The organism is Gordonia sihwensis (assembly GCF_029632925.1).
Taxonomy (GTDB): Bacteria; Actinomycetota; Actinomycetes; order Mycobacteriales; family Mycobacteriaceae; genus Gordonia; species Gordonia sihwensis.
Window position 1 is genome coordinate 80,089 of the sequence record NZ_CP121249.1, and the last position, 22,658, is coordinate 102,746.

A 22,658-nucleotide genomic window follows, 5' to 3' on the forward strand; every position below is an offset into this window, starting at 1 on the left:
GATCAGCGCGCATGCCGAGCGGTCTGCTTGCTCTTTGCGACCGTGGGCTCCTGCGGCCACTGCACGTTGAGGCCAGGCACGGCCTTGGACAGCTCCTCAGATGCGGCCCGCACCCCGTCATTGATCGCCCGCGACGCACCCGGCGCGACCGACTCGATGGCCCGGGTCGGAATCTGCGCCTGCTCGGCGCTCCACCCGGTCCGCGTCGCGCCCACCGTGAGATTCACATCGCCGCGGTTGTTCACGACGTAGTCCACGGCAGGCAGGCCGGCCTTCTGCGCCACGGGCGCAGGCACGTGAACCTCATACTGATTCGCATTCGGGTCAACGATCCGGACAGCCTCGGGCTCACGGTGCTTTCCCGGTCCCTGCTGCTCCCACGGCAGCTTCGGCTTCTTCGGGTCCGCACCCGGATCGCCGGCTCCGAGCCAATAGCCCAGAGCACCACCGGCCACAGCCGAGGCCGCCGCTGCGGCAGTGCCCACCACAACACCTGCACCGACGGCTACGCCGGCACCGCCCAGCGCACCCAGACCTGCGCCACCGGCGATGCTCACGGGGTTTCCACCGCCGACGACTGCGCCCGCGCCTGCACCGATCAGCGCACCGATCGGGACAGTCACCAGACCAACGGTGACTGTTGTGGCCAGGAACGCGGCAGTGCCGCCTGCCGCTCCTGCGGCAGCGCCACCCAGCACCGCGGCCGCGGCCTTACGGCTGGCCTCGTCCTTGGGTACGCCCATAGAAATCAGACCTCGGGCGATTTCGGCCTCAGCGTATGCCGACCAGTCATTCGTGGAGACGACCGCCCGGTCGCGATCCCGCTTGGACATGCCCGGCGGGAACGGCACGTCTTTGACCGGCATGACCATGTTCCCGATGCGGACGTGATCGGGGGGAGCGACCTTGCGGGGAACCGGTGGCACCCAGCGAGGTTCGTGCAGCGGCGCCGACGGGACGGGGTTGTAGTCGTCGTTGTATGACGGCGCAGTAGGCACCGTCTCGACCGGCCCGGGAGGCGGACCCGGGACCAGTCCAGGCGTAGACGGCGCGGGCTCCACCGGTACCGGTGCTGAGGGTGTCGTGCCGCCCTGCTCCGGCGGTGCTGAGGGTGTCGTGCCGCCCTGCTCCGGCGGTGCTGAGGGTGTCGTGCCGCCCTGCTCCGGCGGTGCTGACGGTGTCGTGCCGCCCTGCTCCGGTGCAGCGTGCGCGGTCGCTCCAAGCAGCAGCGACATACTCACCGCGACTGCCACCGCCGAGCCAGCCCGGTGCCGAGTAGTGGTGTTGAGATTCATCAGGGGTCCCTTCGGGGGTTGGTTGAGATAGAGGAAGAACGAGGCAGTCCAAGAACGGGCAGGTCAGGTCACGGCAGCCCCTCGTCCTTCTTGATCGACTCGATCCACCACCGGCCATTCGCCGGGGCAGTCTGTACGAGCTGCTTGATCGGATACGGCTGCTCTCCGGGAGGAGTCACCATCAGTCGCACCGCGTACAGTCCCTGGCCGCGGTCGATCATCGTCAGGCAGTGCGTGGTGCCCGCTGGCACCTGGTCGATAGCGGTCTGCAACTTCGGTTCGTCGGCCACAGCCCCGGCTGCGGTCACGGACTTGGCCTCACGGGCAGACCTGGTGACGTAGTAAGCGTGGTTCCACGCCTGGATCGCTCCAGCGCCGGATCGCTGGTCGCCGACACCGTCTCCGTAGGTGGTGTTTCCCTCCACCCGCTCCGGGCACGGATCGGGCGCGGCCGCCGCGGCGCTCTCCTGCGCGGACGAAACGCCATCACCGGGCTCCGCCGCCGGACTGTCGTCGCCACCGATGCTGGCCAGGGACATACTGACACCTACGACGATCACCGCCAGCACTGTGAAGAACGCGCTCAGGATCACCACCTGCCGGCGCGGGCGCCGGGGCTCGCGCCGTGGCGTCGGGACCACCACCGACGACGCGTTACGGTCCATATCGGGGATCTCGGGCTGCTCATGCTCATTGGAGATCAGCTCCACGGTCTCCGCGACCTCGGGGTTCAGCAACGTCAGCCATGACCACTGCGAGACTTCCGCGCTGTCGATCTCAGCTACCCCCCACACAGCACGGACGTCGGCCGCCAGGGCGCACGCTGGCAGCTCATCGTCGGCCGGCAGCGCCGGAAGTGTCGGCAATTTGTTGTCGGACAACAAAAATCGCTCCTTAAAAAGGGGGCTGGCTGCGCGTTTACCGGGCAGCCAGCCCCGTTGCCAGTTACTGCGAGGGAGTCGGTGCGGCAGGGGTCGAGCTCGTCGATGAGGACGGTGCGGAACTCGTCGCACTTGACGACACCGGTGTGTCGGAGATGGTGACCGTGCCTGTAGCCCACGGCGGCACCTCTTCGCTTGGTGCAGCCGGTGTGCTGCTGCTGATGGAGCTGACCGCCGTGGTTGAGGACGGAAGCGTCGGCACCGGAAAGTTCTTCACGTCGGGGTCCGCTGTCGGCACGCCGTTCTCGTCGGTCGGGCGGAAGTCGTGCTTACCCGCAAGATCAGCGGCTAGCGATGCGAACCATGCCGCCGTCCACGCAGCTGCACTGATCCCTCCGGTCACCGTCGGCTGCGCGTACGAACCGTGCTGCTGCGCTGCCTGCCAGTACCGAGTCAGGTTCGCGACGTCCAGAAGTTCCGAGTTATCAGAGACGTTCTCCTTCACTGCTGTGAACGCCTCTTGGGTCCACCGTGAAACCGTCGTTGGCGGTACCAGCTTCACCGTCGCAGCGAGTGTCTTTGACCCCAGAACGCCCAATGCTGCGACCGGGTTCGCAAGCCCCACGGTCCCCAACTCCACGAGGGTCTGCGGTTGCAGAACTTCCTTGGCGACCGACACGACGGCGTTAAGCCCGATCGTGCCGACCTTCATCAGCGCCTTGATTCCGTCCTCGACCGTCGGCATGGCCGTTCTCGGATCCGAGGCGGTCTCGATGCGCTTCGACACACTGACCTGAGGCTGATACGACAGATCCTCCAAGGTCTCGCCAGTGAAATCCTCATTGATCACCGGGATTGCGGACTTCACAGTTGTCGCAGCCAGGGCCTCGGCGATCGACGACAGGCTCTGCACCGGATCGGACTGATCCAATGTCGACGAGCCCGCAATGTTCGCCACGATGTGCGTGATCGGCGCATCAGACGGCGCATCACATGCCAGGTCGCCGCCTTCACAGCTTGAGGCGACTCGGCCGTCGAGGTCCCCGAACGTCGTTGTCGATTCCTTCGTCGGTCCGATACCACCACCGGTCGCCGTCGGCACCTCACGAGGTGCCAGTGCCTCCACCGCCGCACCGTCTGTACCCGGTGCCGGGTCCGGTGTCGTTGCACCGTCCTTGCCTGGGAACAACCCCGATCCCGCCGGACGGGTCGGATCACCGAAGAGGCTCGCGCCGGCCACCTTCTCCGCAGGAATTGGCCCGCGACCGAAGCCAATGTCTTTCAACAGGATCGACGCCGCGTACGCACCCTGGCTGTACCCGGTGTACGCGAACGCCGTATCAGGGCAGCGGCCGGCGATCTGCTTAGTCATTGCCGTCGCACGATCGACCGCCTTCTGCGCGGACACCTCGAACGGAACCTTGGCGCCCGGCACTGCCCCACCGAAGCCAGCCGGGTAGGGAACGTATGCGCGCTGAACCATTGACCCAGCCATCGACAGCAGTGGTCGCATCACCTGCGCCAACATTCCGCTGTCGGTCGTCGGCGACGCGTCCTCCGACGACTCACCCGTTCCCTGTATCGCCAGGACGAACAACGACGGGCAGTCGCTGGACGCCTCGGCGTGAGCGATCGGCGACGCTGCCACCGCAACCGGCGAGACCACCGCAGGAACGACCAAAGCGGCCACGAACCGCGACCGCCAACGGAAAGACTTCGCTTTCACAGAACCTCCCAAGCGGGACGATCCGCAAGCAGCGTCCTCCCGCACCGAATCGACTGAACGCCGCCCCACACGCAGAAAGCCAGCAGCACGACCACTCGGATCGTGCTGCTGGCTTCGGTATGAATCGACAGACACAGGACCTACCTCAGAAGTCACGAGGTAGGCACCCAAGCCCGTACACTAGGCACGGGCCTGCGATGTCTTTGGTGCCTACCTTCTACATCGCTGGTTCCAACCAGCTCGCGGCTCCTGAGTGCAGGTTTTGACCGTCCAAATCATCAACCTGCACTCGGGACCGCGAGCGTCTTCTTTCGCTGCTTCCCTCCCGATCCAGCTTTCGAGGATCTTGCTCTCCCGATCGCTGGAGGCATCCAGTTCTTCAGCAGGGATCACATTACAGGCATCTATGTATGCTGTCTAGAGGTGTCTATATATTGCCCATGTGGCATATATGTATGTCACAATCCAGTATATGTCATCCGTCACTGGCACATGTTTTCGGGCGACCCTGGTGTCCTTGACATGACTGTTCAGATCGCCCTTTAGGGTTGGTGCTGTGAATGACGACTCTGGCTCCGACTTCGGCCGACGCATCCGCGCCCGGCGGGAGCAGTTGGGCCTCAGCCGCCCTCAAGTGAGCGAACGAAACGGCCCGCCAGCGATCACCCTGTCCAAGATCGAGAAGGGCGAGACGAGAGCACCGTCGGCCGCCACCCTCAGCGCACTGGACACTGCACTCAACTGGGCTCCTGGTTCGGCAGCACGACTTCTTGCCGACGGTGCAGAGCCCGTGGTTCTTCCCGCGGACGCACATCGACTACAGCGCAAGTTCATTACCGCCGACCCAGGCGCCCCGCTCACCGCGTCGCGGGTCGTCGAACTCACGAGAGCCGCGCACCAGCTCGAGGAAGTCACAGCTCGGCATCCCGGGATGCTAGACCTCGTCGAGGCGAACAAGGCGATTCAGCTAGTGACCGATCGCTACCTCCGCACTTGGCTTATCTCGTTGATCGAGTCATCGACCGACGAACCCGGACGTATGCCCGCTGATCCCATCGTGGACGTCATGCTCGCGGAGTACCTGCGTAAACCCCCAGCAGACGGACTCGGCGATGAGGACCTAGCAGATGTACTCTACGTCCGGTGGCTGATCGGGCAGCTCGATGAAGAATCGGTCGAACCTGCTCAGCTTGCTGTCCTGCAAATGAGGTGGGCCGCCGCCCGCGACAAAGACTGATTAGGGGTCTCGATGCGTCCTGACCTGTATGCCCAGCGACTCGCAGTGCTTCTCGAAGCCCACCATCGCCGCGAGCAGCCGGCCATGACATCCGAGGAACTCGCCCACCAGGTGTCGCTTGTCACGCGAAGTGTTGTACCGGCGGTGATCGTCGACGAAGCCCTGGCCGGCACGGCACTGCCTCCTGATGAAGTCACTCAGGCGATCGTTCAGGTGCTTGATAGCGAGGATGTGCTGTTTACGGACTCCCCGGAGGGGGCTGATCTTGAACATCGTCTGCGTGTATGCGCCATCGTCCGCGACCGGTACAGGGACGGCGGCACGAACATCATCGCGCGCGGCACCTCACTTAGCCCCCGACAAACTCGGGAGCTTCTCGCGTTCCTCGAGGACGAACCGACTTCGCCGGCTCTCTGATTACGCTCTCGGTGCGAAGTCCAACCAGAGACCTCTCGGTCGGATCGTCAAGGTCTCATCGAACTCAAGCGCTCCCTCAGGCTCCACAACCGACCAATCGAGGCCCCGCACCATCTCGGCAATCACTACGGTGATCTCGAGTTGCGCGAACTGCCGACCGATGCAGCTCCTAATCCCCGTGCCGAACGGCTTATATGCTGCTGCGGGGTAGGAAGCTCCACCTGGCATGAACCGATCAGGAGCGAACTCGGCCGCGCTCGCTCCCCATACTTCAGGGTCCCGGTGCACAGCGAGTAACAGCACGAAGACCCACTCACCTGGACTGAACTGGTAATCGCCGAGCGCGGTGGCCTCTTTTGCTACTCGGAAGATCCCGGGAGCAGACGGATACAGCCGCAGGCTTTCGGAGATTGCTGCCCGCACCAGCCGCATCCGGGGGGCGTTCTCGAACGTGATCGGACCCTCGTCCGTCGTGGCTGCCACTTCCTCGCGCATACGCGCGACAAGCTCCGGACGTCGCCCCAGCTCGTACGCGAGGAACGCAAGCGTCGAGGCCGTGGTCTCCTGCCCTGCAATCAGGAACGTCAAGAGCTGGTTCTCGATCAGTTGTTGAGGCAGTCCCGCTTCGAGCATCGTGTCCAGGAGATCGTTCCCCGAAGCGGAGCCTGCCGACCTCCCTTCAACGACCTCGCGCACAGTCCCCAGGAGGAGATCGCGGTCTCGTTCGTACTGTGCCTTCTCCCCTGGTCTCTTCCCCACCAGCGGGATCGCAGCTTTCTGAACGTGCTGGAGCGCGCGTGCCATTGCGGCCGGAAACGCATGGGAGTTGTCCAGCATGTCCGGACCGAAACTGTACGAAAACCCCGCCCGCCCGATCACCTCGTGAGCTACTCGCGCGAACAGTGGTTGCGCTTCACGGTTTCCGGGTGCGGCCTTAAGCGATTCCACCAGAGACTGTGCGGTCTCCAACATGACCCCGAAGTACCGGCTCATCGCATCCTTGGAGAACGCCGGCATCAGAGCTTCATGCGACTTCTGCCACGAGTCGGACTCCGTCACCGCGGTGAACAAGCCGTCGCCGACCAACGATTCCAGCTGCTGAATCGGACGGCCTTCGTATCTCTTCCAAGACGCCTCGTCGAAGGCCTGCTCCGCAAGACTGGCCGAGCCGACGAAGGTCAAATCGGTCCCCATGATCGAGCGTCGGTAAATCGGCCCGAGGCGCTCCATCATCGCGAGTGTCGCCGTGTTCGGGTTGACCCGATCAATCCCGATGATGTCTCCAAGGAGTGGAACACGGTACGGAGGATGAGGGATGGTTGCCATGCGTATCACCGTAACGGTGCGCGCTCACGGAGCGTAGTAGGCCTCCCACCCCATATCGGCGCGACGGGCAAGCTCGAATACCGCGGCCTCATCCCTGCTCCACGGCAAGACTACTGCTCGCCGGAGCACTGGTCCTTCACACCGCGCTAACGCTCCGCGGACAGCCTCGTACCACTCATCGACCTCGGCGGCACGCAGCTCGTCATCTGTCATCCACTGAGAGAGCAGCAGGAGTGCGTCCTCGATTTCGATGAGAGTGCGGTGAAGATCTTCCTCCGGCTCGGTCAGTTCTGCCGGCCGACTCAACCTGACCTGAGGAAACGTACTCATCAATGTCAGCCACAGCTCTCTGAGCTGCCGGACCTTGCCTTCTGCTGGTGACGAAGCCAATCGATTCGCCACCGACACCACCACGACAGGCATCAAAGACACCAGCAGGATCCCCACGGGGATCACCAGCAGCCAATCAGTCGCGGCCGCCCGATCCTCCAGAGCTTGCTGCAGATCCCCTGGAGCCGTGTGCGATGTCCTCAGCGCCGTGAGGATACGGAACGAGTGATCGAGCACCGACAGCGCCGCCACGAACACGCACATCGCGCCAATGACACCGTTCATCCGATGCCCTCCGCTTCCGAACCCTGCTCGTGCGGCAACCCCGCCGGCGAACAGAGCCCCGATAATCGGCATGGCCGCGTACACGATCCCATAGAGACCGATCCGATTAGGGAACTCCTCGATAGCCCGGTTCTGAGCCAGAGCAGGGTACGAGACAACGGCCATCACTGCGATGCATACGAACGACGGGAGATACACCAGTGCGACGGTTCTCCACCAGCGCTTCTTCGGCATCCGAAAACCGGTGCTCCAAGCCACGCCGAGCGCGATGAGAACCGAGCCGCCCAACACTGCACAGCTATGGGCCATGAACCGGACCCACGCCAAGTTGACGCCGGCAGCGTGAAAGCCCGCTTGCACCCAAGGCTCCCGAAACGCGATCACGCCCAGCCACAGGGTGATCGCCAGCCATGCACACCACTCGAAGCGGCTCTGCTTGACAATCACTGCGCGGGCCACGATCGCGATGAACATAACGAACAGCAAGCTCATCGAGAATGCCGGATTCCACGGTGATGTGGCGACAGTTTTCAGCGGCGCAGACGGATCACTGATCATGCGCGCCCTCCGCTCCACAGCGAGAGAACCCGCGCATAGTTTCGTTTGGACCGCGCCGAGCTGTCCGACACCGATAGAACTGCGAGCTTCGTTCCAATCAGCTCCGCTTCCGCCTCGCTGCGATCCCGGCCCTGTCTAGGCGGGTCGGCGGGCCCGAAAACGGCCTCGATCATCGCTGGCGACATCCCCGCTACGAGGGGATGCTCCCCGGACTTCAGCGTCTCTTCCAACGGTCGCGCTTCATGGTGGCCGCAGAGTAGATGAGCGAACTCGTGAAACACCTGCTGCCGCTGATGGCGTGGACTCCTCGACGCGTCGTACCAGATCACTGCCTTGCTCCCCTTGACTGCGACTAGGCCGCACTCCCCCGTCAGCAGGTGGTCGCTGTCAGGGTCAGATCGACGTAGCTCGATCGACATGCCCAGATGCTCCGACAGCCACCTCCGAAACTCATCCACTGTCCAGGGCGGTTGAAGATGGACTCGTTCGAAGACAGCATCCACCAGTTCCTGCCTCGGAGAACGTAGAGCACCACTCCCCCTGCGACGCCGGACCTCCATGCACCGGAGCATACGACCCACACCGCCTCCCATCCGTGGTCGGACAGGACGAGTATATGACTAGATGACATACTGGAAGTCATCTACCAACCGGGTAAGGAGGTATCCCCGAGGACCTTTAGGAAGATCCCGCCGACACGCCGACGCAGATGCACGACGATCAGCTAGTTGTAACGCATGCTCGAAGCTGTAACGCACGTAGAGGAGGTGGGCCGAGATGGCCGATCCGCGATACAAGCGAACCGTCACAGCGAACTTTCGCCTTGACCCTGAGGTGAAGAACGCCGTTGCCCAGGCCGCCCGGGAAGAGGGCGTGTCGATGACGCAGTGGCTCACAGCGGCTATCGCTGACCGCGCGTGCAGACCCGACCTCATGCCGTCGCACACACGGCAGGAGGTGATCAGCCTCCGCGACTCCGCATAACGACAAACGCCCCCGGTAGTAACCGGAGGCGTTCGCCAAATCTGAATATGTGCGATGCGAGTTGCCGCTCGAATCGCTAGCTACCCCGAAGGGACTGAGTTTGCCGCTCACGTCTCAGAGTAGCGCGCACCCTGAAACTGTCAAGCCAACTGGCTTCGTGTCGTCGATGGCGCGTGCGACCCTATCGGTCGACGTCGACGTCCACCGTCCTGCCTGCTCGGGCACCGGCCCGCGAGCGGCAGGACTCTACGCCCGAGCATGCGGAATCCGCCTGTACCCGGGATCGTCCCGCACCCGTCGTCGGCGCGGGCAGATCCGTACCGGCCCAGCGCTGCTTCGCGCGATCGGAATCCACCAGCCGACTACCCTCGCTCTGCCGGCCACAGCACACCTCGGCATCGCCTGCTGGACTACCGACATCGACTGGTGCATGAAAGCCGACCTCGCCTACCAGCTCTACTACCCCACCGTCCGACCGCTCGTCTGCGACGAGCAGGGCCGCGGCGGTGTCAGCCGGACCTCCTTCCGCAAGGTCTGCGCCAGCATGGCAACCTTCGCTGAATGGTCGACCGGGCGGCGCTGCCGGCCGGCAGTGGGCACCCTCGTTCGTCTGACCGGACTGTCCAAAGCCGTCGTCCAGCGTGCCCGCCGCCTCATGCGCGCTCTCGGCCTAGCCACCGAGGTACTGCGAGGCAGGCAACGTACGTACAGGGAAAGGATGGCTTCGTGGCGGGTAGGAGACCGCGGCCGCGGCTGGGCCTCAGTATGGGCACTGCACCCCCCGCGTAATCCACAGGTCAGCCGCCTCAAAGAACGACTGGACCCTCGTAACCCTCACTCGGTGACACCCCATCCCCTACGGGGTCCCTTTAGGGATCCCTCTCACGTAAGAAGAACTCAACTAGACAGCGACACAGGCTCCGCCTGTGGAAAAAACCGCCGCGCTTCGCGCGTCAGCTACGACGGGAGGACCCGAAGCCGTCGGAACTACCCCCCAGCGGACCCACAAGGGGTCAAACTGGCCTCTCGTTGGCTCTCTGACCCACAAACACCGGCATGGGCACGACGACACTCTGCCGCAGGCTGGGCACGTATCCTCGCGGCACCAGCCGCTCACGATTGGCAAGCTGCCGACATTAACCAGCTCATCGTCGACTACCGCGGAATCACCGGACACTGGATCGCCAACACCCCCCGCCACCCGATCAAGCTCCTTGCCGGCATTCTCCGCTGGCACGGTGCCGACAACCTCGACGACCGACCAGCCGCCGCGATTCTCGCCCAGGAGGCCGAAGCCCTCGCCCGTCGCACCGCTCGTGAAGCGTGCCCTTTGTGCAGCGAATACGGGTGGCTCCTCGACGCAGACGGTCTTGAGAAGGAGCCGGCCGTGCGGTGCCAGCACTGACCCGGACCAACTCCAACGCCTATCAGCCGCAGCACACCGCACCGGGCTGCACTGAACTGCACCGCACTGGGATGTAGCGCACTGCAACGCACTGCGGCACACCACAGTGCAACGCCCTGCACTGCACCGCATTACACCGCCTTGTAATGCAGGCGAGTGCACTGTACTGTTATGCGCACCGCTGCAACGCGCTGCTATCGGTTGTATGCGAACGCACTGCACTGTCACGCACTACAGTGCAGATTGAAGCCCTGCACTGCAATCTAGTGAGAGGTAATTAAGTATGCCCAGTTCAGCGCCCGTCTACGCCATTGCAAACCAGAAGGGCGGAGTCGGCAAATCTGCCACTGTCCTTGGTCTAGCCGCTGCGGTCTCCCATAGTGGTGGTCGCGCACTGCTGGTCGACCTCGACCCACAGGCGAACATTACGACGGGCCTCGGCGTCGAGATCGACGACGACACTCCCACCATGAGCGACCTCCTTGCAGACCTGACGGAAGGCGCCGCCCTCGACGTCCGAATCAGCACCTCATGGCCGGGCATCGACCTCCTGCCTGCTGAACTCGCTCTCGCCACCAGAGATACTGATGGAGCTGCCGATATGCCATACCGGCTCCGCGCCGCGTTCGAGGGCGTCGACCTGAGCGAGTACGACGTGGTCCTCATCGACTGCCCTCCAAGCCTGGGACGCCTCCTGCTCAACGGGTTGTACTTTGCCGACGGCATGATTCTGGCGACGGAGGCGATGGTCGACAGCGTCCGGGGCATCGAGAACATTGTCGAGACCTCGAAGTTCGTTCAGAAACAGGTCAATCCGAAGTTGAACATCAAGGCGATCGTCATCACTCGGCGGGAGAAGACCGGCGAACAGGACTTCCGTGAGGAAGAACTGCGCGACGCATACGGCAACTTGAGCGACGGGGGACTGGTCGCACGAACGGTTACGCCCAAGCGAGCGGCGTGGGGCGATGCACACGGTACAGGCCAGTCAGTGTTCACCCTTCGCGGCGATGGCGCGCTAGCGCTCCAAGTGGCATTCACCGATCTTGCGCGTGAGCTGGATCTAGTGGCGGCAAAGTAGGGGAGAGGGGAACTGATTATGGTTGAACGTCAACGCGTCACCAAACGGCACGAGCCGCATCCCGCCGACGCACAGGCGACCGCCAAGCCTGCCGAAGGGGTCTTACCGCCGGCCCCGGCGGTTGCCGATGCCCCGCCGCCTGTGAAGGAGCGCCCCGCAGCCAAGCGGCGAGTGCCGGCAGCCTCGGCGTCGAGCCCAAGTGAGTCAGCCGCCGAGGACGAGGGCCCTAAGGTCCCGACTTCGTTTCGATTGCCACGGTCCCTGCTGAACAGGCTCGACAAGGGATCCCGTGTGATTCCGGCCGAACTCGACAAGAACGTCTCGAAGAACCAGATCGTAGAGATGGCGATCGACCACTACCTCGCACAGTTCAATATCTAGCAGTGCAATGCAGTGCAGTGCATTGCACTACACAGCGCATTAAGGTAGAACGTTAGTTCGATATGCTGATGTGATGAACACCGAACTAGGCGGCCCAGCCTGCGACCTCGTGTCGCGGACAGGTCCGCCTGTTCGCATTCAGTGGGAGCCTGGCCGCAATGAGATGGTGCGGATCTGCGACCCTCCGATTCCCGTCCTCGTGTCGATGAAGGACGTGGATCCGTCCGCCGGAGCGCTGGACTTCAAGTCCAACAAGAACCATCCGAGTCTTCGGGTACGTGCGGCAGGACTTCGGTTCGAACCCGTAGAACCTGCTTCCTTACTGGCGTGGGTAAAGCTCTGTGACGGTCAATGGCGGGCGATCGTGTTTGTGGAGCTGCACAGTTCAAACGGTCGAACAGGGCTCACGATCCCCTTGTACGTCAGCCACACGGTAGTAAGAAGGAGGAACGCTCGTGAATGAAGGGGCCAACGAACCGGCTGGGGGAGTGGTGGACCGTCGCCGGCCCAAACGGCAGCGCCACTCCCTCTCGGAGCTGGTCGCGATTGTGCGGCCGCCGGGCAACCCGCACGGTGTGCGGGCATTCGCCGCAGACGAACTCGAGGAGGCCGCCCAGTACGCGGCAGAGTCAGGCGGCGAGGTCGAACACCTTGCCGAGTAGCTCGACAGACCAAGTCTTATTGAACGAGAAAGCCCGGTTCCCGTCTCGATGGGGGTTATCGAGACAGGAACCGGGCTTTCGCTTGCGATTGTAGCGATCAGGGAATGGCGATGTAGTACGAAACACCTTTGCTCGCAGGGGTATTCGAGGTGATCGACACCAGATCAACGCCCGATCCGATCCAGTATTGCTTGCGAGCCAGGACAGTCCCAGCCTTCCGCGTCCCACGAACACTGATGAACCGTTCGTGGTTGAACGGCGCCACCGTGTTGTGGAACACGAACTTGATCACGGCGCGGCAATTGTCGGAAGTGAATCCCCTCGACCGCAACGTCACCTGAGCAATGCCTGGGCGGCGGGGGTCGTTCTGAAGGCCGGCATGGATGCTGCCCCGGCATGCACCGTTGTTGCCGACTGTCCAAACTTCTTCGCCCATGACACCGATGCGCGGAGTCTCGCGCATCTTCGCCTCGGCAGTGCCGGCACCAAAGAGCCCGGCCGCGGCGATCATGCCGCAGAGAGCAACCAGCACTGTCTTCATTATTCTCGTCATGTTTCAGATCCTCCCGATTCGGTTGTGGGTCACACCGTACGGGGCGGCATGGGGATCCGGCCGGCCAGTACGAACTCAGTGGCTGCGTTCGCGGCGAGGAGGCGGTGGGCGTCTTCGGTGAGGGCGCGGGCCAGGGGAGGGGAGTCGGTGCTGGCTGCGGCGTGGATGAGGCTGTTGGCGGTGAATCGGATTTCCATGGGTGCGACGGCGACCCATCCGGGTGGGGTGGTCTCGAGGTCGACGCGGGCGGCGAAGGAGCCGAACATTGATAGATGGCGGTACACGCTTTCGCTGGCCAGCAGGGCGAGTTCGGGATCGCGGTGGTGCCGGTCGATCGCGCTCTCGGCGATGGCACTGATGGTCCGGCCGAACAGGTCGATACTGATGAGTGTGGTCCACGGGCCGGCATCGGGGTCGGGAGGGTTGCTGGCCGCCAGGGCCTCCGCAGTGACGGCCGAGGCCGTGGCGATCTCTCGGGCGATGAGCGCGAGCTCAGCCGCGCCGATGTTCTTGGAATCGTTGGTGGCCGCGCGCAGTGCCAGCCGATCGTCGACAATCAGCTCACACGTGTGAGCGGTCAGAAACAGCCCGTGCGCCGCCGCGGCGTGACGCCGCAACTTCTCTGCCATTTTCACCGTCTGGCTCCTCTCACACGAACCTCGCGTCAAAGCCGTGTTGCTTGCTCGAATGCCGCTGCTAAGCAACGGGATTCGTGACCGCGGTCAGGACCAGGAGGAGTGGCGAGGTGATGCATCTGATGCAATATGCAGTGGTTAACTTGACATAAGGTACATTATCGGCTCGACATGTACTGAATAACGTTCGATTCGTAGCGAATACGGACCTGTACGGTCCTAGTGCGCTAGGGTGGGTGGCATGGAGACGAGAAGCATTACGGAGGTCCGCGCCGAGCTGCCTGCACTGGTTCGCGCCCTTGACGCTGATCCGGCAGCTGAAATCGGGATCACGGTCAATGGGCGGCTGGTCGCGAGCGTGGTGAGCGCTCACCGACGGCCGGATGCCAGCTTTCATGGCTGGATCGACACTGGAGGCCACGTGTACTCCCAGCTGACTGAGTCCATGAAAGCGTGCGGGCTCCTCACCGTCGACAACCGAGGACAAGCCCGTATCTGGCGCCATGCAGTTTCCGGGGCTCAACTCGCGGTGGCACCGTCCGGCAACTGGGATGAGTGGGGTACCCCTCGCGTCACGTACTGGCATCCGGCGACCCCAGCGGAGCTCATGGAGATCCGCAGCTGGCACCTCGGTCAATGGGACGGATCAAGCTCTGCTGACTACGGCAACATCCTCGACGATGCCGAACGGCAGCTCGCCAAACGCATCGCCGAGACCGGCTCCGGGGCCTGAGTCGCAGCACTGGCGGAAGAATGCTTCAGCTACCAGGTTTCACAGAACGAGCACAGGGCCGAATTGATCGGACTCGGATTGCGACGGCCGGCCCCGGGCGGTCGCATGCAACAACTGGCGTCAGAAGAAGCCGATCCGAGATGCCGGACCAAACATTGAACGCCTCCGGTAGATGGCGATCAGTGAGTCACTGGCCGCTCTGCTGCATCGAATCCACGTCCATCCAGACCGTGTCTGATGAGGAGTAAATGAATGAGCGGTGACAACAAAGAGTCCGATTCTGAGGAGCGTGTCATCGAATCAGTCGAAGAACTGCGCTGGTTACGCATGAACGACGAGCTTCTATGGTGGGGACCAAAACGCATGCGCCCGCGACACTCCCCATGCCTCTTCGACACTACGCCGCTCGTCCCCTACTGGGATGACAACGGTCTTCCGACAGGGGGTTACGGGCTGAGGGCTTCTTGTGCGCTTAATGGATGGGTGTTGAATCTCGACGTCGGTCCAGGGGTATTCCCGATCAAAGTCAGACGTAGCGTTTAGTTCCCGGCCGAGTAGTCTTGAGTGCTAATCACCCCGGAAAGTAGACCACGATAGATCGAAGGCCTGCCGCGAGGACCCTGGTCGCGGGGCGCCCAAGAACCTCTTGCCACTAACCGGTGAACCCTCGCCCCGAACACCAGGACTTACTGGTGAATCACGCGAGTGAACTCCAAATATTTATCGCGCAGCAGAAGGCCCCCAACTCGTGAGAAGTTGAGGGCCTTCTTGGGTAAGTCTGGCTTGCGGCTGTTGATGCTTAGAGGTGAGCCAGCTCGATGTGCGGCTCGTCGGGGATGTCAGTCCACGACCCACCCCATACGAGTCCGAGCTCTGCGGCCTTGGCTGCGATCGCCGAGGCCTGCTCGGGGGTGAAAGTCCCGCTCGCGCCCTGGCCGGCGTGGCGTTCGAGATTCAGATCGATTGCGGTGCCGCTGCCGTGATTGCTGTAGCTGACGTTGCTTGGGGGAACTAGTGCCGGCTCGGCCCACGACCAGTCGTCTCCGTTTCCGAGCGACACCGGCTCGATAGCCGCATCGAACCATGTGACGAATGCCTGCAGTTTCTCAGTCGGCGCACCGGGCGCAGTCCAGAACGTGACTCCGTTCACGCTCCACTCGACTGTCTGGTCCTGACTGATCAGGGGGAAACCGTTCTGTGACAGCTCTGCTGCGTGTGCCGGAGCCGAACAGAGAACAGTACCGCCTACGCCTGCCGCGGCGACCATTGTTGCCACGAACGAACGCATGCCAAATTTTGACATTGGTTGCCTACCTTCTGTTGTTGTGTGAGACCGTCCAAATCTCGCTTTCAATACTAATGCCGAAGCTCCTGAGATGACGCAGGAGGCAACCGCATTCAGGCAGGAACGATGAAATCCGCCCTTGACGTGTCCTATTTTAGGACATATGGTGAAGGTACCAGGTAGGGCATGTAGGCCCAGCCGAGGCCCGAAGGGGAATCGCATGACCATCACGCGCACCGACATTCACTCTTACGTCGTCGAAGCGGCCGTAGGAGATGAGTTCGACGCCGAGACTATCGATCGACTCACCGACGCCGTTGTCGAAGCAGCGCCGCTGAGCACATGGTCGCTGCAGGGGACCGAGTACGTGTCTACGGCCCTCGACGTCGAAGCGTTCTGGTCGCTGGTCGAGACGATCACTGCGCGTCCCTCCGACGCGGGACGGACCGACCAGGATGAGACCCTGCAGTGATCCTGCGTGCCACCCAGCTTCCTCAGATTCGCAAGCAGATGGTCGCAGCCCTGCGGGCCGACGCTACCAAGGCCCGATCACTCGACCCCGCGATCTGGGGAAGCGGCCACGACCTCCCTGCACGACTGTGGGACGCCGAAGCAGATGGACTGGAAACGGGCTCCTTGTGGTGGGTCTCCCCCGACATGACGACCCTGGCCCTCGACACGGCACTGTCCGGGAGACGTCTGCCCGAGTGGGAGTTTCCTTCCGAGCACCGCACCGGTCTGGTCGTCTTCGACGGCGGCCTGTCGATGCAGTTGCCGCACAGCGACCGAACCGTCGACGCGATCTCCTGGACCCGATTCGCGGAGGCTCCGCAACATACGGCACTGATGGGTGACTTACGAGTGTCCGGCTGGACGAAGGCTGCGGTGCGCGCTGGCGGCCGAGCCGGGCTCGAGAAGCTGCTGATGCCCGAACCGGCAGACACCACGGACTTGGAGTCGCTGGCGCACATGACAATCAGCATCGGTGAGGCGTTGATGTCGCCGGAAATCGTGCTCTGGCGGATCCTCATTGCAACCATGCTTCTCTCACAGGAACCGAAGGTGGCCGGCACCCGCCCAGCGAACCTCGCTACCGATGGCCACCCACGAGAGACAAGGAACAGGCCGATCCCGGAGGTCACGGTCATCGATCTGCGAACGGTCCGTGATTGGTCGGTCGGCCCGGACGGCACCGCGGCATCGGCCGGCGACCGCCACTACTCGTGCCGGTGGATCGTGCGCGACCACTGGAAGACCTACCACGTCGGCCCGGGCCGCTCACGCAAAGAGGAGCGATGGATCGCCCCCTACGTCGCCGGCCCAGAAGGTGCGCCGCTAATCAGGAAGGAACGAGTGTGGGTATGGAGACGATGACCGGAGCCGAGTTCCGCGTAGCTCGGGAACGACTAGGCGTCACCGGAGCCTGGATCGCCGCCCAACTCGGAGTCCAGGACCGTACTGTCCGCCGCTGGGATGCCGGGACCTCGGTCATCCCGCCGAGAGTCGCCGCCCAGGTCCGCAGCATGCTCGCCGCAACCGACGACTTCATCGACCAAGTCACCGCCGCCATCCGCGAGGACGGCGACACCGTCGTCCCGATCTACATCGATGACGAACAACTCTGGGAACACTGGCCCGACGTGACCTACCCAGCCTCCTGGCACCGCGCGGCCCTCGGCCGCGTCGCCGAACGCATTCCCGGACTCCGCCTTCGGTACATGCACGAGGAGGTCCCCGAATGACCAGTGAGGCCACGCTGCTGCTGCGACTGGCCGGCCCCACCCAAGCCTGGGACGTCCATCGCGCGCAACCCGACTTGACTCGCCGACCAATCAAACGGGACCTGAGCCCCGAACGCCTCGCACCCACGAACACCGGCCTGGCCGGCCTGCTCGGATCAGCCCTGGGCCGCTACCGCATCGCAGGACCACCGCGCCACGCCCGACCGGAGCTCGCCGACCTACTCGCACTCGACATCGTCGTCCGCGCCGACCAACCCGGCCGCGCCCGAACCGAGTTCCGCACGACCCGGCGCCGGACCCAATCCCGAATGATCGTTCAACCCCTGATCGAGTCCGTCCTCGACGACGCCGTGTTCCTCGCCGGGATCGGCGGCGACCGCGCGTTCCTGGATCAGATCGCCGCGGCCCTTCACGCCCCACGATGGGCACTGTTTCTCGGCCGCCGGGAGTATCCACCGACCTACCCTCTCCTGCTCGGCGTCGTCGACGGAGATCCCGTCGACATCCTCCGCGCCCACGACTGGATCGCCGCTCCCTGGTACCGCCGCACACAACCCCGACGCACCGAAGCACGCCTCTACCGCCCACGAGACCAACGCCGCGCCACCGAACTCGGCTACATCCAGATCGACAACCCCGACGGCTACCCCGACCGCATCTCGCCAGGAGCTTGGATCGACGCACTCATCCCGCCGACCAGGAAAGGCTGAGCAAACCCACCTACCACGAAGAAGCCTCGGCGCCGCCCCGAAACGGCTGCGCCGCGGAATGAGAAGGGTCCGCAGATGCGCCAACACCTGCGGACCAGAACCCACCACACGGAAAGGCCCCGTGACGATGAATCCAGCCACCAACCTACTCGCCGAAATCACCGAGTACCTCCACGCCGACGACGTCGTGCGCAACGCATCCACGCCAGCAACGCGACTGGCCATCGCCGCCACCCTCATCCGCAAGATCCCCCGCCACGGAACCCCCGCACAAGCCGGATTCCGACTCCGCCTCGAAGACGAACTCCTGCTCACGCCCGCCACGGACGCCCCCTGATGTGGCGCCTTCACGCCGCCGGCACCGCCGCTGCCGGCCTCGCCTACGGTGTCCTTCTCCTGACTCGTATCCTCACGATCAGGTAGACACTGACCCAACGCCCTCAGCCGAAGAATCGCCCCACCCTCCGAATCACCGGAGGGTGGGGCGATGTCGTGCGCGCATCTTCCCTACGCGCACCCGCGACACTAGCCCACCCCTACGACAGAGCCAGATCGATCGTCGGGTGACCCGCGGCCGGAAATGGCGCTGGCGCACCGATGCCGTGCCTACTGCCGGCGATCCGCAAGCAGCCGCGGTGCCGAACCTGCTGGGACTACGCAGCCCTCGCGCGATCGCCCCGCCACGGTGATCGGAGGAAGCGGCAGCGTCAGGCAACTGTCGGCAGCCCCAGCCCTGCCGACGCCACGTCACGTCGGATGCTCCGCACCATAAGGAGCCGGCTACGCCGGCACTGAAACCGACCAAAAAGCGGTCGGTGTTTGTGTTGTTCCCACCATTCTTTTCAACTCGTCGCTGCACTACAAGGGCATGACTCCACTCGCTGCGCTCGCTCCGGCCCTCCGGGCTCGAAAACAATTTTGACGCGGTCGCTGCGCTCCCTTATTTCGCCAAAATTCTTTCCGCTCAACCCTTTCCGTTCCACTCCTCGCCGAAACGAAGGCCGGTAACAACACAAACCGCACCTAACAACAGTTCAGGAGGAACCTCATGTCCCAGCCCACCGACACCGAGCCCTACGAGGCCCCGGTTTGCAGCAGCTGCGCCGCCGCCATCGTCAACTGCGACTTCACCGGCCACGAGGGATTTCGGTTCGACCTGCTCATGTGCTTCCTGGCTGTGGCCGGACCGCTCGTGCACGACCGCACCGCCGATGTCCCCGACACCTTCGAATGGACCTGCACCGGATGCCACGAACTGTGCATCGGTGAGGCCGAGTGGATGACCACTCGGAACTAAGAGAAAGGAACACCCCCATGTCCGCAACCGTCTACCCCGTCGAGGTGTGCGACCGCATGATTGCCCGCTACCCCGACCGCATCGCGGACGCAGGCGGCGACGTCCAGTTCGCCGTGTGGCTCCTGGACGTGGATCGGCACCTCGCGCGCCGCCTCGGCGGCCTCGGCCACCGCGACATGCCCGACCTGTGCTGGGCCGACGCCTACGAATCGGGCACCAGCGCCCGCCAAGCCGCCCTCGACGCCATCTGCGAATGGCACGACAACGGAGACCTCGGACTCTAACCAGCGTCCGAACAACGCGCCAGCCGGTCCGCAGGACCCGGACCGGCTGGCGCGCCCCCACGGTAACCCACCCCGAAAGGAACATCATGACCACCACCAACGCGCCCGCCGCCGAGCTGCGCCACGTCGACCCCACCACCGTCGCCATCGCCGACAACATCCGAACCAACACCGCCGCCGTCACCGACCTCGCCGACAAAGTCGCAGACGGCGTGCTCGTCCCGATCCTGGCCTACCTCGCCGACGACGGCACCGTGACCGTCATCGACGGCCAGCTCCGCACCCTCGCCGCCCGCGAAGCCGGACTAGCGACCATCCCGGCCTACATCGTCCCGGTCACCGATCCCAGTGCCACCGACACTGAACGGATCATCGCCCAGTACATCACCAACGAGCACCGCACCGAGTTGCTCCCGTCCGAGCGGGCCAAGGCCATCGAACAGCTGCACCTGGCGGGAATGTCCGCGAGCAAGATCGCCAAGAAGCTGCGTCGCACCAAGGCAGAGGTAGACCACAGCCTCATCGTCGCCAAGAGCACCGAAACCCTTGACAACCTCGACACTCTGCCCGAACTGACCCTTGAGCAGGCCGCAGTCCTGGCCGAGTACACCGATGACCCGGAGGCCACCGACGACCTCCTCGAAGCCCTGTACGAGGGCCGATTCCACCACATGGCCCAGTACCTCGCCGACACCGCCGACCAGCGTGCCGCGATCGCCGCCGCCGGAGCCGATCTCGAGGCCGCAGGCATCACCTGGGGCAAGCACTACCAGGGCAGAGCGCTCCGCGAGTTCGTCAAAGTCGACAACGGCACCGCTATCACCATCGAGGACGTTCCGACCGAGCACCGCTACGCCCGAGTCTTCGCCGACGAGGAAACCACCTGGACCGCCGCCGACGGCACCGCCGTCGATGAAACCCTCATTGACTGGTCCCTCAAACACAACACCGACCAGGACGCCGCCCCCGCCGACGGGATGATCGACCCCCGAACCCTCACCCAGCACACCGAGGTACGCGCCGAAATCGACTGGCACATCATCAACCCCCAGGGCCTCGAAACCGTCACCACCCTGTGGGAATGGAGGCGCGCCAACCCCACCCAAGAAATCGGCAAGCAGATCACCGAACAGCAGCGCGCCGAAGAGGAAGAAGCCGCACGGCAGGCCCGCCGCCGCGTCAAGATCCTCAACAAGAAGGCCGTCGCCGCCCGCGAGGTCCGCATCACGCACCTCACCAGCTGGTTCACCCGCAAGACGCTCCCCAAGGAGCACAAGCAGGCCATCAGCCAGTTCGTCTCCGACACCATGTGGTCCCGCTACGAACTGTTCGGAACCGCCCGCCAGGACGGCGACGCCCGTAGCATCACCGCAGCCATGCTCGGCATCGACGAACGCGACATGACCGCGACCCTCGCCGACGCAGCCCCCGAACGCGCGCAGCTCATCGGCCTGGCCATCGCCGTCGGCGCGCACGAATCGATCATCGCCAAGGACACCTGGCGTGACCCCTACGGACGACGCGCCCGCACCGCCTACCTCGACTTCATCGCAGAGGTGACCGGCTACACCCTGGCCGACATCGAGAAGGCCATCGCCGGACACATCGACCCCAACACCATCGACCTGGACTGACCGCCCCCGGCCGGGTGAGCACCACACCACTCACCCGGCCCCCAGCCCAGGCCTCGCGCGCGAGCGGGTGCCGGCCCCATCGAGGGACCGGCACCCGCCGGCCAAACGGCCGAACAACGGAGCGACCCTGACGGGCCGCACCCACCCGATCGGTGCACGCCGCCCACCTCCGCTCCGCTCCGGCGACCACCGCACACCCCGCGGCTCCGCCGCGACAAGGAAACGGCCCTACCGGGCCGCTACAGCCCCTCCCCTGACGTGGTGCGGGCCGCTCCGCGGCCCCGCACCACCACACCCATCCTCACGCGCCCAGCTCACGCAGCGTTTCGTGAGCCTTCTCCAACGCCTTCAGCGCCCGCAGTCGTGCTCGTTCTGCCACCTGTGTATCGCGCACAATCAGCAGTTCGGGCGAATGCTCCATATCGTCGATGAGTCCTCTCAGATTCTCCAGACTCATCAGACGTTCCTCTTCCGTTACTAACCCGCAGAACGCTGACAAGTCGACCATCGACGAACGTTCATTATTCCACTCAATAGCGTCCAGAACAGGTTCCCTCCACGCAATTCCGTCCGCGTCCATCGCGTTGCGAAAAGCCTCAGAGACAGTCAGCTCAACTCCTGGTACTGGCGCTGAAATAGCGTTCTGAATGCGTCGAATCTCCCTCCAACGCAGCCGCTCCCGATGTAGGAAACCCTGATCATCCAAGACCATGAGAACCTCGCGAGCGGACAGGCCACCACCTCGCCTGCATACCGATTTGATGGTCACCAACTCCCACCAATCAGCCAGATCACGAGCCCGACAAACAAGGGCAAAAACGTCAACCATGACCGGAACTTTACGGTAAATGACCAATTCTCTGAAGGCCGGTGACAGCCGCAGCGTGAGTGCCCCGACGGCCAGGACCAGCACCATCACCTACGAATCGATCAGAGCTACCGCGACAGACAAACCTCACGCAGCCACGTCGCTCCCGCACAATCACCTTTACGTTGAAGTACGTCCGGGGCGGTTGCCTCGGGCGCTCGTCCGTGGTTCGGGGCGTGGCTCGACAATCACCTGTTGCCCTTGGTGGCTTGGCGGGGAAGGCCACCCCGGACCGTGACGGGTCGTTTCGGCCGCTGATTGAGATCTGTTCGCGAACTTGTCGCTGTGTAAAGGTGTGCCGGAGAAACAACCCCTGACGAGGTGACCGCGTACGAGCAGAGAGGTTCAT

25 protein-coding genes are annotated in these 22,658 nt (G+C 63.8%); 15 read left to right on the plus strand and 10 right to left on the minus strand.

The features are described from left to right. Nucleotides 1–2: 2 nt before the first annotated feature. From P5P27_RS20570 to P5P27_RS20580, 3 genes are all read right to left on the minus strand, one after another. Nucleotides 3–866 (minus strand): hypothetical protein, encoded by an 864-nt coding sequence (locus P5P27_RS20570; RefSeq protein ID WP_233500210.1) that lies wholly within the window; start codon nucleotides 864–866, stop codon nucleotides 3–5. A 497-nt stretch (nucleotides 867–1,363) separates the two neighbouring features. Further along, nucleotides 1,364–2,176: a DUF8176 domain-containing protein gene (locus P5P27_RS20575; protein ID WP_006897758.1), complete on the minus strand. Its 813-nt coding sequence runs from the start codon at nucleotides 2,174–2,176 to the stop codon at nucleotides 1,364–1,366. Between the two features lie 64 nt (nucleotides 2,177–2,240). After that, nucleotides 2,241–3,902 (minus strand): cutinase family protein, encoded by a 1,662-nt coding sequence (locus tag P5P27_RS20580; RefSeq protein ID WP_006897759.1) that lies wholly within the window; start codon nucleotides 3,900–3,902, stop codon nucleotides 2,241–2,243. A gap of 556 nt (nucleotides 3,903–4,458) precedes the next feature. Here P5P27_RS20580 and P5P27_RS20585 point away from each other — a divergent pair. Next, the gene (locus P5P27_RS20585) at nucleotides 4,459–5,139 is read left to right on the plus strand and encodes a helix-turn-helix domain-containing protein (RefSeq protein ID WP_006897760.1); all 681 of its coding nucleotides are present in this window, start codon (nucleotides 4,459–4,461) and stop codon (nucleotides 5,137–5,139) included. Nucleotides 5,140–5,151: 12 nt separating this feature from the next. Continuing rightward, nucleotides 5,152–5,556, plus strand: coding sequence for a hypothetical protein (locus tag P5P27_RS20590; RefSeq protein ID WP_006897761.1), 405 nt, complete (start codon nucleotides 5,152–5,154; stop codon nucleotides 5,554–5,556). On the opposite strand, the gene P5P27_RS20595 is transcribed toward P5P27_RS20590, so the two are convergent. The 3 genes from P5P27_RS20595 to P5P27_RS20845 are packed head-to-tail and all read right to left on the minus strand — an operon-like array spanning nucleotide 5,557 to nucleotide 8,648. Further along, a complete protein-coding gene (locus P5P27_RS20595) occupies nucleotides 5,557–6,882 on the minus strand; it encodes a cytochrome P450 (protein WP_006897762.1) in 1,326 nt (441 codons plus the stop codon). Nucleotides 6,883–6,906: 24 nt separating this feature from the next. Further along, nucleotides 6,907–8,055, minus strand: coding sequence for a DUF6545 domain-containing protein (locus P5P27_RS20600; RefSeq protein WP_006897763.1), 1,149 nt, complete (start codon nucleotides 8,053–8,055; stop codon nucleotides 6,907–6,909). Then, nucleotides 8,052–8,648 carry an ImmA/IrrE family metallo-endopeptidase gene (locus P5P27_RS20845; protein ID WP_369403327.1) on the minus strand — a complete coding sequence of 199 codons (597 nt, stop codon included), beginning with the start codon at nucleotides 8,646–8,648 and terminating at the stop codon, nucleotides 8,052–8,054. Before P5P27_RS20845 ends, P5P27_RS20600 begins: the two co-directional genes overlap by 4 nt. 184 nt (nucleotides 8,649–8,832) lie before the next feature. Here P5P27_RS20845 and P5P27_RS20850 point away from each other — a divergent pair, with 184 nt between their 5' ends. The 4 genes from P5P27_RS20850 (at nucleotide 8,833) to P5P27_RS20615 (ending at nucleotide 12,568) form a co-directional block, all read left to right on the plus strand. Next, on the plus strand, nucleotides 8,833–9,039 hold the full coding sequence (locus tag P5P27_RS20850; RefSeq protein WP_006897765.1) for a hypothetical protein: 207 nt from the start codon (nucleotides 8,833–8,835) through the stop codon (nucleotides 9,037–9,039). A gap of 1,688 nt (nucleotides 9,040–10,727) precedes the next feature. Next, nucleotides 10,728–11,525 carry a ParA family protein gene (locus tag P5P27_RS20605; protein ID WP_006897767.1) on the plus strand — a complete coding sequence of 266 codons (798 nt, stop codon included), beginning with the start codon at nucleotides 10,728–10,730 and terminating at the stop codon, nucleotides 11,523–11,525. Nucleotides 11,526–11,543: 18 nt separating this feature from the next. Then, nucleotides 11,544–11,906, plus strand: a complete 363-nt coding sequence (locus P5P27_RS20610) for a hypothetical protein (protein WP_233500208.1) — start codon at nucleotides 11,544–11,546, stop codon at nucleotides 11,904–11,906. 455 nt (nucleotides 11,907–12,361) lie between these two features. Beyond that, nucleotides 12,362–12,568, plus strand: a complete 207-nt coding sequence (locus P5P27_RS20615) for a hypothetical protein (protein ID WP_006897770.1) — start codon at nucleotides 12,362–12,364, stop codon at nucleotides 12,566–12,568. A 97-nt stretch (nucleotides 12,569–12,665) separates the two neighbouring features. Here the strand turns inward: P5P27_RS20615 and P5P27_RS20620 are convergent, their stop codons facing one another. Both P5P27_RS20620 and P5P27_RS20625 read right to left on the minus strand, forming a co-directional pair. Beyond that, nucleotides 12,666–13,109 (minus strand): hypothetical protein, encoded by a 444-nt coding sequence (locus tag P5P27_RS20620; RefSeq protein ID WP_006897771.1) that lies wholly within the window; start codon nucleotides 13,107–13,109, stop codon nucleotides 12,666–12,668. A 41-nt stretch (nucleotides 13,110–13,150) separates the two neighbouring features. Next, on the minus strand, nucleotides 13,151–13,750 hold the full coding sequence (locus P5P27_RS20625; protein WP_101841758.1) for a hypothetical protein: 600 nt from the start codon (nucleotides 13,748–13,750) through the stop codon (nucleotides 13,151–13,153). Between the two features lie 247 nt (nucleotides 13,751–13,997). On the opposite strand from P5P27_RS20625, the gene P5P27_RS20630 reads away from it, so the two are divergent. Continuing rightward, nucleotides 13,998–14,489, plus strand: coding sequence for a type II toxin-antitoxin system Phd/YefM family antitoxin (locus tag P5P27_RS20630; RefSeq protein WP_006897788.1), 492 nt, complete (start codon nucleotides 13,998–14,000; stop codon nucleotides 14,487–14,489). Nucleotides 14,490–15,288: 799 nt separating this feature from the next. Here the strand turns inward: P5P27_RS20630 and P5P27_RS20635 are convergent. After that, the gene (locus P5P27_RS20635) at nucleotides 15,289–15,639 is read right to left on the minus strand and encodes a M15 family metallopeptidase (protein ID WP_244874927.1); all 351 of its coding nucleotides are present in this window, start codon (nucleotides 15,637–15,639) and stop codon (nucleotides 15,289–15,291) included. 355 nt (nucleotides 15,640–15,994) lie between these two features. Here P5P27_RS20635 and P5P27_RS20640 point away from each other — a divergent pair, with 355 nt between their 5' ends. The 8 genes from P5P27_RS20640 (at nucleotide 15,995) to P5P27_RS20675 (ending at nucleotide 21,441) form a co-directional block, all read left to right on the plus strand. Then, entirely contained in the window at nucleotides 15,995–16,246 is a 252-nt protein-coding gene (locus P5P27_RS20640) for a hypothetical protein (protein WP_006897791.1), read from the plus strand. Then, entirely contained in the window at nucleotides 16,243–17,148 is a 906-nt protein-coding gene (locus P5P27_RS20645) for a hypothetical protein (RefSeq protein WP_006897792.1), read from the plus strand. The genes P5P27_RS20640 and P5P27_RS20645 overlap by 4 nt, the downstream gene beginning before the upstream one ends. After that, nucleotides 17,136–17,516: a helix-turn-helix domain-containing protein gene (locus P5P27_RS20650; protein WP_006897793.1), complete on the plus strand. Its 381-nt coding sequence runs from the start codon at nucleotides 17,136–17,138 to the stop codon at nucleotides 17,514–17,516. Before P5P27_RS20645 ends, P5P27_RS20650 begins: the two co-directional genes overlap by 13 nt. Next, nucleotides 17,513–18,226, plus strand: coding sequence for a type I-E CRISPR-associated protein Cas5/CasD (locus P5P27_RS20655; RefSeq protein WP_006897794.1), 714 nt, complete (start codon nucleotides 17,513–17,515; stop codon nucleotides 18,224–18,226). Before P5P27_RS20650 ends, P5P27_RS20655 begins: the two co-directional genes overlap by 4 nt. A 121-nt stretch (nucleotides 18,227–18,347) precedes the next feature. Then, entirely contained in the window at nucleotides 18,348–18,563 is a 216-nt protein-coding gene (locus P5P27_RS20660) for a hypothetical protein (protein WP_045539841.1), read from the plus strand. Nucleotides 18,564–19,274: 711 nt separating this feature from the next. Next, the gene (locus P5P27_RS20665) at nucleotides 19,275–19,523 is read left to right on the plus strand and encodes a hypothetical protein (RefSeq protein ID WP_045539842.1); all 249 of its coding nucleotides are present in this window, start codon (nucleotides 19,275–19,277) and stop codon (nucleotides 19,521–19,523) included. A 17-nt stretch (nucleotides 19,524–19,540) separates the two neighbouring features. After that, nucleotides 19,541–19,807: a hypothetical protein gene (locus tag P5P27_RS20670; protein WP_278127490.1), complete on the plus strand. Its 267-nt coding sequence runs from the start codon at nucleotides 19,541–19,543 to the stop codon at nucleotides 19,805–19,807. A gap of 86 nt (nucleotides 19,808–19,893) precedes the next feature. Next, entirely contained in the window at nucleotides 19,894–21,441 is a 1,548-nt protein-coding gene (locus P5P27_RS20675) for a ParB/RepB/Spo0J family partition protein (protein ID WP_045539844.1), read from the plus strand. Between the two features lie 301 nt (nucleotides 21,442–21,742). Here P5P27_RS20675 and P5P27_RS20680 read toward each other — a convergent pair whose 3' ends face one another. Further along, nucleotides 21,743–22,357 (minus strand): hypothetical protein, encoded by a 615-nt coding sequence (locus tag P5P27_RS20680; RefSeq protein ID WP_278127491.1) that lies wholly within the window; start codon nucleotides 22,355–22,357, stop codon nucleotides 21,743–21,745. Nucleotides 22,358–22,658 lie beyond the last annotated feature (301 nt).